This window comes from Ruegeria lacuscaerulensis, from assembly GCF_013034685.1.
GTDB lineage: Bacteria > Pseudomonadota > Alphaproteobacteria > Rhodobacterales > Rhodobacteraceae > Ruegeria > Ruegeria lacuscaerulensis_B.
Window position 1 is genome coordinate 621,342 of the sequence record NZ_WQGO01000003.1, and the last position, 12,230, is coordinate 633,571.

Genomic DNA, 12,230 nt, shown 5'->3' on the forward strand with positions numbered 1-12,230 from the left:
CTAAAAATATCCCGGGGGGTCCGGGGGGCTGGCCCCCCGGCCTCGATCACAATCAGTCCTTCAGACTTTCTTCGCGCAGACCGTCGGCCAGCAGGTTCAAACCCAGAACCAGTGACAAGAGGGCCAAAGCAGGCGGAAGGGCAGGGTGTAGATAGATCGACAGCAGCTTACGCCCCTCGTTAATCGTTGAACCCCAGTCCGGGCTTTCCGGTGGCAGACCCAATCCAAAGAAACCCAAGGTCCCCAAAAGAATGGTCGTGTAGCCAATCCGCAAACAGAAATCGACGATCAGCGGACCACGCGCATTGGGCAGAATCTCCCACAGCATGATGTACCAGGGGCCTTCGCCTCGCGTTTGCGCCGCCGCTACATAGTCGCGGGTTTTGATATCCAGCGCCAGCCCGCGAACGATACGGAACACAGTGGGCGAGTTCACAAAGACCACCGAAACAAACACCACCAGGATGCCGCCAGGGATGTCGAACAGGTCCAGATAGGTTGGAAGACCCCAGATGCTATAGCTGTCGGTGCTGACAATGTACCCGCCGGTCGAGATCAGCGACAGATACAGCCACAAAGCCACCCCAAGCACACCAATCAGCAGCGGCGTGCGGAAATTCGGGCGCGTGTAGTAGCGAGAGTTCAGCAACACCCCCAAAAAGATGATCGGAAAGACAAACAGGACAGCGGCCATATAGTTCGGCACCCCTGTCGCCACGATCTCGGGCGTGACCAGCAGATAGAACAACAGGATCACCGGGAAAGCCAGGATCAGGTTGGCCAGGAAGGACAGCAGTGTGTCCAAACGACCGCCATAGTATCCGGCAGGCAAGCCTAGCGTGATCCCGACCATGAAGGCGAACATCGTTGCCAGCGGGGCGATCTGCACCACGATCCAGGCCCCTTTGACCATGCGGCTGAACACGTCGCGGGCCAAGTTGTCTCCGCCCAGCAGATACCAGGCGTATTGACCCTCTTCCAAACTGGACAAAGGCGTTCCTGGTACTTTGTTCTTCATGCCCGAAATCTGGTCCAGCGGGTCATGGGTGACGATCAGATCCATCGCCCCAAAAATTCCGGTAAACACCCAGAACATCACAAGGCCGAACCCGATCATGCCGATGGGGCTGTCGAACAGCTTGCCATACAGACCCAGCTTGCGCTTGAACGCGATCGACATGGCGTAAAGCAGGATCAGCGACATCCAAACCGGCAGAAACTGCTGGGACATGGCGCCGATGATCCCGGCGTTTGTGCCCATCAGGATGCCAAGGACGATATAGGCAACCGCAAGGCCGACACTGGCCAGAAAACTGTATCGCATCGCGGCTTGGATCATATTTCGCAGCCCCGAACTGGACGTGAGCGTGCCGTCCGGGTTCACGGTCATCTGATCCTCGGGCAGGATGATGCTCGCCAGCATCCAGGCAACAATGGACAGCGCCATCAGCGCCAGCGCCAAGGCGATCAGCGGGTTGAGGAAGGCGATAGAGCCGGTCCAGGTAAGTGGTTCCATGATCTGACCCTCCCTTAAGAAATGCGAATACGCGGGTTGAGGTAGACATAGCCGATATCCGAGATCAGCTGCGTCACCAGCACCACAAAGACCGACACGACCGAAATCGCCAACAAGAGCTGGATGTCGTTATTCCCCGCCGCCTGCACCAGCGCCCAACCAAAGCCCTTGTAGTTGAAAAGGGTCTCGACGATTACCACACCATTCAGCAGCCATGGGAACTGCAACATGATGACGGTAAAGGGGGCGATCAGCGCGTTGCGCAGCGCGTGTTTCATGACGATGTTCGAAAAGGACACGCCTTTCAGCCGCGCGGTACGGATATATTGCGCCGTCATCACCTCGGTCATTGAGGCGCGGGTCATCCGGGCGATATAACCCATCCCGTAAAGCGCAATCGTCAGCACGGGCAGGAAGAAATTCTCGAATGTCGGGTTCTCCATAGCCTGCGTGGCCGTGCCCTTGAACCACTTCAATCCAACGGCGGATGAGGTGAAAATGGCGATGAAGATCACGCCTGACACATATTCCGGTGTCGCTGTTGTGGTGATGGCAAAGGTGGACAGGGTGCGATCGGTGGCCGAGCCTTCTTTCATGCCCGCCAGAACGCCAAGGATCAGTGCCGAAGGGACCATCAGCAGCATCACCCAGAACATCAGCCGACCGGTTAGAGCGAGACGTGTGCCGACAACTGTTCCGACCTCTTCTTTGAAGACTGTGGAATAGCCCCAATACCCCTGCAAAATACCGCAGAAATTGGGCGATTCCTCGGCGGTTTTACCAGGCAGAATGCATCTACCCTGAACGGTTCCGTCTTCGTTGGTGTGCCGGTACGATGGCAGAACACCCAGCCATTCGCCATATTTTATGGGCGTTGACTGAAGATAGCCGCCTTTTTCCAGGAAACTCTCGACCTGTTCATCCGACATCCGAAAGTTGCCCTGCGTTTTGGCAAGCTTTTCGAGGTTCGGATACAGGTTGGTGAGGAAAAAGACCAGGAATGTCAGGCACAATGCTGTCAACAGCATGATCCCGACCCGCCTTAGAATGAATAGTCCCATGATAGCCCCTGTTGGTCGGCTGGCGCTGGTTTCAGGCCGTGCGCGTCGATAGTATTTTTCGCCGGGTCAGCGCCGACGAAAAGGCCGCGCCCTTACGGCGCGGCCCTGTAGGTGTCGGCTTAAGAGACGATGCCGAACTTATATAGCTGCGGCAGGTCCGCGATGTGCTTTTCAACACCAACCATGTTGTCACGGTGGTGACGCATTGCTGTCCGCCAATAAGGCTGGATGGTCACACCCTCTTCGATCATGATCGTTTGCAGCTTGGCCATCACCTCGCGGCGCTTGTCCACATCGGCGATCGAGTTCGCTTCGGCCAGAAGCGCATCGAACTCGGCATTGGCAAAGCCGGACTCGTTCCACGCCACGCCTGACTTATACGCCAAGGCCAGAACCTGCGTGCCCAGCGGGCGGTGGTTCCAGTTGGTCGAGGAAAAGGCGTATTTCGTCCAGTCGTTCCAGAAGGTCGAGCCGGGCAGAACCGTGTGTTTGGCCTTGATGCCCGCGTCGTTCAACTGCGCAACCACAGCAGCGGTGGTATTGCGACGCCAGTCATCGTCGATCGACTGAACTTCGTGCTCGAAGTCTGCCATGCCCGCTTCTTCCATCAGGGCCTTGGCACCTGCCGGATCATAGGGAATACGGGTCACCGCCGAGTCATATTCGGGGTGCATCGGACCTACATGGCAGTTCTCGGCAGGGATGCCGTAGCCGGACATGCCAAGCTCGAGGCAGACATTGTTGTCCACGGCCATGGCCAGCGCCTGACGCACACGTTTGTCGCCATAGATCTTATTGCCATTGGCGTCTTCGGCCAACTGGTTCGGACGAATGACGATGGTAAAGCCCGAGGGGATTTCCGAACGGGTCAGGCCGATGCCGTCGAAGATGTCAACAAATTCGCCGACCGATTCCCAGTTCATGTCGATCTCTTCGGCCTCGTAGGCGGCCAGGAAGGCTGCCGGGTCGGTGCCGTAGTCGATAAACTCGATCCGGTCGATATAGCCGCCTTTGCCGGCCTCATAGCCCCACCAGTCAAAGCCTTCGTTGCGCACGAGCACACCTTTGACGCCGACCTCGTGGCTTTCGGGGATCATAAAGCCGGTGCCGACCGGGTTGGCCAGCATGTTATTGGCATCAAAGCTACTGTGTACGATGGCGGCCGGATAGTCCGCCATGCCGGGAATGATGGTGATGTCGGGCGCGTTACACGTCAGTTTGACGGTATGGGAATCCACAACCGTAATTGCACCGTCCGCGGCCTTTTGCGTGGCCTCGTCAATCAGTGATGCCATGCGGGATGCCATCGAGTTGCCCTCTAGCCCCGCATCACACCAGCCGGTGATGTTGCGTGCCACGTCTTCGGCGGTGAAGTCGTCGCCGTTGTTCCACTTGACGCCTTTGCGGACGTTCAGAGTGTATTCTGTCGCGTCGTCATTGGCCTCCCAGCTTTCCAGCAGCATGGGTTTGAACGAGCCGTCATTGTTGTATTCGACCAGATATTCCAGCCAGCCAGCGGTGTAAGTGGCGATTTGGGTCCAGTCATAGGTGCGCGGATCCTTCAGCGCGCGCACTTCCATCTGATAACGGATGGTGCCGCCACGCTGCGGTTCTTGCGCGGCTGCGGGTGAATTCAGTCCGATCATGCCATAAGCGGCGGGCACGGCAACGCCCAACGCGGTGGCGCGGGCCATGAACTCGCGCCGGCTGAGCTTGCCGTCACGATATTCCTGTGCGTGCATCTCCGCCGCCCAGTGCATCGGTGCTCCGGTCAAGGTTTGCTTTGTCATTTATGTCTCTCCCTGTGACATCAATTTTTGTGATTTGTGAGTGGAACCGCTCAACGCCGAAAGAAGCGTGCAGCGAGTCCGCGGGTATTCGTTGCTGTGATACTGAACATCCCCATGCCTTCATTCGGCACCAGAAATTCTGTTAGGTCAACGTTCGAAATCGTCATTCAGGAGACAAAAGCGACATTGTGGAGGATCGCAGCCTGGAAATACGGGATCGTGTCCTGGCTCAAGAAGCCTGGCGGGTTCCCATTAACACAAGGGATTCGGATCATCGATGGCGCGTAATTCTTGCTGTCTATCGCAGTGGCAAGTTGCGCTAGTATCACTTTGAGAAATCAACGTGAATCCAGTTTTTCATCCGTGCTCGAAACCAGGTGCGTTGTCGTTTGGCGAACTGGCGGGTCGAGATCGTGGCGCGATCTCGGGCGGCATCCAGGGAAAGCTGGCCGTCAAGATATGACATAAGCTCGGGGACACCGATGGCCTTGAAGGCGGGAAGAGAGGGGTCGTAGAGGGATCGCATCGCCTCGACTTCATTCAAAGCGCCTGTATCTAGCATCAGATCGAAACGGCGATTGATCCTATCCAGAAGCCATTGTTTGTCCACGTCAAATACGATCGGCACCGTGTCGTCCGGGCTCAGAATAGGCGGCGGAGTATCAGCTTGCCAGTCCCGCAGGCTGCGTCCGGTGGCGCGCTGCACTTCCCAAGCGCGCTGGACGCGGGCGCGGTTTTGCCGGTCCAACCGGGCCAGAGTTTCGGCATCCACACCCTTGCTCAGCGTTTGCAGGTCAAGCTGGTCGCCCTCGGCACGTATTTCTGGCGGAGTAGCGGGTATTTCGGCCATGCCCTCGGTCAAGGCCGAGAAATACAGCCCCGTGCCCCCAACAATAATCGGGCGTTGTGGGCCGGTCAGCAAGGGTGTGACCTCGCGCAGCCAATGGCCGGTCGAATAATCCTGATCATACGCGACATGACCATAGAGCAGATGCGGTGCGCGGGCCTCATCCCCAGTCGAGGGGCGGGCCGAGATCACCTGCCAGCAGTCATACACCTGACTGGCATCTGCATTGACGATGATGCCGCCGAATTCTTCGGCGATCCGAAGTGCAAGTTCGGATTTACCTGACGCTGTCGGCCCCGCAATCAGTACGGGTTTGTCGTCTGGGATAGGGGGCAGGCGGTCCCAAATTGGCGATGTATCTGTTTTGGCCATCGGGGCTGCCTTGTTCCTCATGATCCGCATTGAACCTGTCGCGGTTTTGCTTCATTTTGCGCCGGAATTAAACCCGTGCCAGCCCGGAGCGCAACATGACCCTTTCCCCAGACATCGACACCCCGAAAACCAAATACAGTCGCGTGATGCTGAAGATCTCTGGCGAGGCGCTGATGGGCGACCAGGGGTTTGGCCTGCATCCGCCGACCGTCCAGCGTATCGCGCAAGAGGTCAAATCGGTGCATGATCTGGGTGTCGAGATCTGCATGGTGATCGGCGGTGGCAATATTTTCCGGGGTCTCAGCGGCTCGGCGCAGGGGATGGAGCGGACGACGGCGGACTATATGGGGATGCTGGCCACGGTGATGAACGCGCTGGGGATGCAATCCGCGTTGGAAGAAATCGGGGTGTTCACCCGTGTGATCTCGGCCATTCGCATGGACGAGGTGTGCGAGCCTTATATCCGTCGCCGTGCTGTACGGCACCTTGAGAAAAAGCGGGTCTGCATCTTTGCCGCCGGGACCGGGAACCCTTATTTCACCACCGACACTGCGGCCACTTTGCGTGCAAATGAAATGGCTTGCGAGGCGATCTTCATGGGAAAGAACGGCGTGGACGGTGTCTATGACAAAGACCCCAAAGAACATGCGGACGCGGTGCGCTATGACACAGTCACCTACGATGACGTGCTGGCAAAACGGTTGCGGGTTATGGACGCCTCGGCCATTGCGTTGGCGCGAGACAACAACCTGCCGCTCATCGTGTTTGGTCTGGACGAACCAGGCGGCTTCCGGGGAATCCTTGCCGGTGAAGGGACTTATACCAAGGTTCAGGGCTAAGCCTTCACCCATATGTGACAAAAGCCGGGCCATCGCGCCCGGCTTTTTTTGTTCGGGCGCTTGACGGGATTGGTCGGTCTGGGCAGTTTGGCCGCGTCCTTGCCTGTGCTGGGGCTGTCGTCGCGGCTGCGGCGGCTCGGCTGGAAGACCTGCCATGATGTCCGAAGAGGCCGGAATCATGCCCGGTCCCTTAAAAGATTGACCTGCATGATCAAGGAGTTCCGTGCCATGAGCACTTTGGATATAGACTTTGTCCGCGCGCAGTTTCCCGCCTTTTCCGAACCATCTCTGCAAGGCCAGGCCTTTTTCGAAAACGCCGGTGGGTCTTACACATGCAAGCCCGTGCTGGACCGGCTGTTTCGCTACTATACCGAACGCAAAGTACAACCCTATGCGCCCTATGAGGCCAGTCGTCTAGCGGGCGCCGAGATGGACGAGGCGCGTCGGCGCTTGGCGGCTATTCTGGGCGTCGACACCGATGAGTTAAGCTTTGGCCCTTCGACCACGCAGAACACTTATGTCATGGCGCAGGCATTTCGGCAGTGGATGCAGCCGGGTGAAGCGATCATCGTCACCAATCAGGACCATGAGGCCAATTCCGGCCCGTGGCGGCGCTTGGCCGAGGATGGGATTGAGGTCAGGGAGTGGCAAATCGACCCCGAGACCGGCTCGCTTGACCCGCAGGATCTGGCAAACCTGCTGGACGACAAGGTGCGTCTGGTCTGTTTCCCCCATTGCTCGAACGTAGTTGGTGAGATCAATCCGGTGGCCGAGATCACCGCTATTGCGCATGCAGCGGGTGCGTTTGTCTGTGTTGATGGGGTGTCCTACGCGCCGCACGGCCTTCCGAATGTGGATGAGCTGGGGGCGGATATCTATCTGTTTTCAGCCTATAAAACTTATGGTCCGCATCAAGGATGTATGGTGGTCCGGCGAAAATTGGGGCAGACGCTGCCCAACCAGGCGCATTTTTTCAACGGCGATGTGCTGTATAAGCGGTTCACGCCTGCCGGACCAGATCATGCGCAGATCGCGGCCAGTGCTGGCATGGCGGATTATATCGCCGCACTCAGCGTTCATCACGGTGGTCCCGACGGGTCCGACACTCAGCGTGGAGCGTTCGTGCATGATCTGATGCGTGAGCACGAGGTGTCATTGCTGCAGCCGTTGCTGGATGCGGTGTCAAACCGCAATGCTGTGCGCTTGATTGGCACCGCTGATGCAGAAAAGCGCGCACCCACGGTTGCTTTGGCGTTGAACCGAAATGCGGAAGAGGTGGCGGGTGAATTGGCCACACACGGGATTATGGCGGGTGGAGGCGATTTCTACGCCGGGCGTCCGTTGCAGGCGATGGGGGTCGATCCGGCGCAGGGCGTGTTGCGAGTCAGCTTTACGCACTACACATCGCAACAGGAAATTGATCAATTATTGAATGCACTTGACGCCGTTTTGTGATCCAGTTCCCGTCCACTCCCGTAAAATGGGAAAAACATCTGGGCGGTTATGGAACAGCAATCTGCGATCATCATGTGGTTCCGGCGGGACTTGCGCCTGTCAGATCACCCAGCGCTAAGCGCGGCCGCCGCCACCGGTCGGCCCGTCATCCCGCTGTTCATCTGTGATGATCTGACGGACAAATTGGGCGCTGCGCCGAAATGGCGGCTGGGTCTGGGGATTGAGGCTTTTCAGAGCGCCCTCGGCAAGGCCGGAAGCCGTCTGATCCTGCGCAAGGGCATCGCGTTGCAAGTATTGCAAGACGTTGTCGCCGAAACTGGGGCTTCGGCCGTCTATTGGTCGCGCGCCTATGACCTGGATGCCATTTCGCGCGATACCCAGCTAAAATCTGCCCTTAAAGACCAAGGGGTTGAAGCCAAATCCTTCCCTGGCCCTTTGTTGTTCGAGCCTTGGAACGTGGCCACCAAAACGGGTCAGCCGTTTCGCGTGTTTACTCCAATGTGGCGGGCTGTTCAGGGTCGGGCGGTTCCACAACCGTTGGCCGCGCCGACTCGATTGACGCCTCCGGTGCACTGGCCCGAGTCCGAAGATCTGTCCTCATGGCGTTTGGGTGCTGTGATGAACCGGGGCGCGCAGGTCGTAAAACCCTTCGTACAGCCGGGCGAAACTGCGGCACTGGTCGTATTGCAAGGGTTCTTGAATCGTCTGCCTGACTATTCCCGAAACCGCGACCTGCTGGCGTCCGAGGGGACCTCAACCCTGTCCGAATACCTGTCGCTGGGAGAGATCAGCCCTCGGCGTATTTGGCACGCGGTACAGAATGCTGCCCTGAACGGGGTGTCGGGCTCGGATGCCTATCTGCGTCAGCTAGTCTGGCGCGAGTTCGCCTATCACCTGATGTTTCACTGGCCGCATATCACATATCAGAACTGGAAGCCCGAATGGGATCAGTTTCCATGGCAAACGCGCACTGATCAACCCGAGGTTCTGGCCTGGACGCGGGCCCGAACAGGTATACCAGTGGTGGATGCCGGTCTGCGTGAGATGTATGTGACGGGACGGATGCACAACCGCGCGCGTATGATCGTGGCAAGCTACCTGACCAAGCATCTGATGACACATTGGAAAATCGGGATGCGGTGGTTCGAGGATTGCCTGATTGACTGGGACATCGCCGCCAATGCGATGGGCTGGCAGTGGGTGGCCGGATCGGGGCCGGATGCGTCTCCGTTCTTTAGAGTGTTCAACCCGGTCACGCAGCAAGAAAAGTTTGACCCAGACGGCGAATATGTCCGGCGGTGGATCGCTGAAGGACAAGCCAATCCGCCCGACACCGCGCTTGCCTATTTTGAGGCCATCCCGCGCGCTTGGGGGCTGGCCCCAGATGACGGCTACCCTCAATCCGTTGTCGAATTGGCCGACGGGCGCAGGCGCGCGCTGGCGGCCTATGAACACTACAAGAACCAGTAAGGAACTGAAAACTTGCCAGAAACACAAACTCGGCCTAGCCTACGCCAACAACCGCATAGGGGAGAGCGGATGATCCTTACAACGACAGATGGGCAAGAAAACCTGCCACGATACTTCACGCAAGTGACGAAGATGTTGCGAAAGATGGAGTCCGGTCGCCTGGACATTGTGCTGCCTGATGGCCGCGTGTTTCGCACCGAAGGGGCCAAGCCCGGACCAATCGCGCAGGTAGATATCCATAACCCCGACGTTTTTGCCCGACTAGTGCGTGAAGGTGAGCTTGGGTTCTCGGACGCCTATCTGGAAGGTGACTGGAGCACGCCAGACCTGCGCTCTTTTATGGACCTGGTGCATCTGGGCACCGAAACGGTTTACGACGATTTCACCGGCAAGTTTCTGGTGCAGGCTTATGAGCGTTTGCGGTTCTGGCTAAACGGAAACAGCCGCAAGCAGGCCAAGAAGAACATCTCGTATCACTATGATTTGGGTAATGATTTTTACTCCGCATGGCTGGACGACACGATGACTTATTCCAGCGCTTTGTTCGAAACCGGGCAGGAAAGTCTGGAGAAGGCGCAGACGGCAAAATATGCCAGCCTTGTCGACGAGATGGGCGCAAAACCCGGCGATCATATCCTTGAAATCGGATGTGGCTGGGGTGGCTTTGCTGAATATGCCGCGAAAGAGCGTGGCTTGCGGGTCACAGGGCTGACCATCAGCCAAGAGCAGTTGAAGTTTGCGCAAGAGCGTATTGAGAAAGCAGGTCTTTCTGATCTTGTTGAATTCAAGTTGCAGGACTACCGAGACGAGCGTGGGCAGTATGATGGCATCGCCTCGATCGAGATGTTCGAAGCGGTGGGTGAGAAATACTGGCCGATTTATTTTGAAACCGTCCGCGAAAGGCTCAAACCAGGCGCGCAGGCCACATTGCAGATCATCACTGTCGCCGACCATCGCTGGGACGTCTACCGCAATGGTGTTGATTTCATTCAAAAATATATCTTCCCGGGTGGGATGCTGCCCGCGCCGTCCGTGCTAAAGGATCAGGTGACTCAAGCGGGTTTGACCGTGGTCAAATCAAGGGAATTTGGCAAAAGTTACGATCTGACACTGCGACGTTGGTATGACACGTTCAACGATAAATGGGACGATATCGCTCAGATGGGTTTTGATGAGCGTTTTCGCCGCATGTGGAATTATTATTTGACCGCATGTGGCGCGGCCTTTGACACGGGTAATTGCGATGTGACACAGATCACAATAGCAAAACCGAGTTAAACAACGGACCCTTACAATGCCCACCGCGTCTCGTCTTGTCGCTGCAACCTGCTTATTGGTTGTGGCTTTTCTCGTCTCCAGCATGGTGATCGAGAACGGCGAAGAGGGGAAGGACTACGGCTGGTTCACCTATGTCAACATGTTGCTTGGGGTCATCTGTGGCTGGAAAGTCATGGGCAAACGTGCGGGCCGCGGGTGGACAGCCGGTGTGAACAACGGCCTGACCGGGATGGCGGCTCTGGTGTTCTGGGGCCTGTTTGTTCAGGGCTGCAATGAAATGATCCGGCTGGCCATGCGTCACCGCTATGATGGCCCGTTCGAGGCTTTGCTGGCCATTTTTCAGATCAGTGTCGAATTTGGGCAGCAGTTGCTGGCCCCAGAAATACTGTGGACGTTGGCGATCGGTGCGTTGGTCGCGGGTCTTGCCACAGAAGAAGCCAGCCGTCGCTGGCGGTAATTCTCGACCGAATACGAGATTTGATCCGTGACTGACCTGTTTTTCTACGGCACGCTGCAACACCTGCCTTTGCTCGAGCTTGTGCTGGATCGCCCCGCATCTGAAATGAAACTGTCCGAGGCCAGACTGCGGGACCACGCGGTTTATGGGGTCAAAGATCAGGCGTTTCCGATGGTCCTGTCAGAAAAGGGCTCGTATGCGGAAGGATTGTTGGTTCAGAATCTGTCTCAGAACGACCTTGAGCGGCTCAATTTTTATGAGGGTGGGTTTGACTACGAACTGCGCCCCCTTTGGGTTGAGACGATGGAGGGTGCCAGCGTGCAGGCGGATGTGTACTTCCCCGATCCGGGTATCTGGACCCCGACGGAGCGTTGGGAATTGCGAGATTGGGTCGATCGTTGGGGCGATATATCCGTAACCGCCGCACATGAGGTGATGGGCTATTTCGGCAAGATCGACGGGGCCACGCTGGCCAGAAACTTTCCGGCACTTCGAACACGGGCATGGGCAAAAATCGCAGCGCGTCAGCGCGGGACAGGGGACCTGCGTGATGTTACCAAGGATGTGGTCTTGCATAACCACCGGTATGCTCATGTGAACTACTTCGGAATGGAAGAGGTCGCGCTGCAACACAGGCAACATGACGGCACGTTGGGGCCGGTTCTACAGCGCAGCAGCCTGATGCAAGGCAGCGCCGTTGTGGTTCTGCCCTATGACTCGGCGCGAGATGTGGTCTTGTTGGTTGAACAATTTCGCCCGCCGGTTTTCATGATCGACGATCCCGAGCCCTGGATGTGGGAACCCGTCGCAGGGATGATCGACCCCGGTGAAACGTCCGAACACGCCGCCCGCCGCGAAGCGCAAGAGGAAGCGGGCGTGGTCCTGCAGTCGCTGGAATATGCGGGCGGGGCCTATTCCTCGAGCGGGTCATCGACCGAATACATTCACCTTTACGTGGGTCTGGCGGATCTGGAGCTGACAGTTCAAGGCGGTGGGCTGGCCTCGGAAGGAGAAGATATCCGAAGCCAAATCCTGCCATTTGTCGATTTCATGGATCGTGTCGATGCGCATGGGTTTAAGGATTTGCCTTTGCTGGCGCTGGCCCATTGGCTTGCGCGGCACCGAAACCGTTTGCGCGCCTGAGG

The 12,230-nt window shown here is 57.4% G+C and carries 10 protein-coding genes; 6 read left to right on the forward strand and 4 right to left on the reverse strand.

Annotation, left to right across the window (positions count from 1 at the left end; translation table 11 throughout):
• Positions 1-52: 52 nt before the first annotated feature.
• From GOV80_RS10725 to miaA, 4 genes are all read right to left on the reverse strand, one after another.
• Positions 53-1,516: an ABC transporter permease gene (locus GOV80_RS10725; RefSeq protein ID WP_170784583.1), complete on the reverse strand. Its 1,464-nt coding sequence runs from the start codon at positions 1,514-1,516 to the stop codon at positions 53-55.
• Between the two features lie 14 nt (positions 1,517-1,530).
• The gene (locus GOV80_RS10730) at positions 1,531-2,577 is read right to left on the reverse strand and encodes an ABC transporter permease (protein ID WP_170769540.1); all 1,047 of its coding nucleotides are present in this window, start codon (positions 2,575-2,577) and stop codon (positions 1,531-1,533) included.
• A 119-nt stretch (positions 2,578-2,696) separates the two neighbouring features.
• Positions 2,697-4,367 carry an ABC transporter substrate-binding protein gene (locus tag GOV80_RS10735; protein WP_170769541.1) on the reverse strand — a complete coding sequence of 557 codons (1,671 nt, stop codon included), beginning with the start codon at positions 4,365-4,367 and terminating at the stop codon, positions 2,697-2,699.
• A gap of 325 nt (positions 4,368-4,692) precedes the next feature.
• Positions 4,693-5,586 (reverse strand): tRNA (adenosine(37)-N6)-dimethylallyltransferase MiaA, encoded by an 894-nt coding sequence (miaA, locus tag GOV80_RS10740; RefSeq protein ID WP_170769542.1) that lies wholly within the window; start codon positions 5,584-5,586, stop codon positions 4,693-4,695.
• 95 nt (positions 5,587-5,681) lie between these two features.
• On the opposite strand from miaA, the gene pyrH reads away from it, so the two are divergent.
• From pyrH to GOV80_RS10770, 6 genes are all read left to right on the forward strand, one after another.
• Entirely contained in the window at positions 5,682-6,425 is a 744-nt protein-coding gene (gene pyrH / locus GOV80_RS10745) for a UMP kinase (protein WP_170769543.1), read from the forward strand.
• A gap of 228 nt (positions 6,426-6,653) precedes the next feature.
• Positions 6,654-7,880, forward strand: coding sequence for an aminotransferase class V-fold PLP-dependent enzyme (locus GOV80_RS10750; protein WP_170784585.1), 1,227 nt, complete (start codon positions 6,654-6,656; stop codon positions 7,878-7,880).
• A gap of 48 nt (positions 7,881-7,928) precedes the next feature.
• Positions 7,929-9,350, forward strand: coding sequence for a cryptochrome/photolyase family protein (locus GOV80_RS10755; protein ID WP_170784587.1), 1,422 nt, complete (start codon positions 7,929-7,931; stop codon positions 9,348-9,350).
• 69 nt (positions 9,351-9,419) lie between these two features.
• Entirely contained in the window at positions 9,420-10,628 is a 1,209-nt protein-coding gene (locus tag GOV80_RS10760; RefSeq protein ID WP_170769546.1) for an SAM-dependent methyltransferase, read from the forward strand.
• A gap of 16 nt (positions 10,629-10,644) precedes the next feature.
• Positions 10,645-11,085: a TrgA family protein gene (locus GOV80_RS10765; RefSeq protein ID WP_170769547.1), complete on the forward strand. Its 441-nt coding sequence runs from the start codon at positions 10,645-10,647 to the stop codon at positions 11,083-11,085.
• Between the two features lie 27 nt (positions 11,086-11,112).
• Positions 11,113-12,228: an NUDIX domain-containing protein gene (locus GOV80_RS10770; protein ID WP_170784589.1), complete on the forward strand. Its 1,116-nt coding sequence runs from the start codon at positions 11,113-11,115 to the stop codon at positions 12,226-12,228.
• Positions 12,229-12,230: the final 2 nt, after the last annotated feature.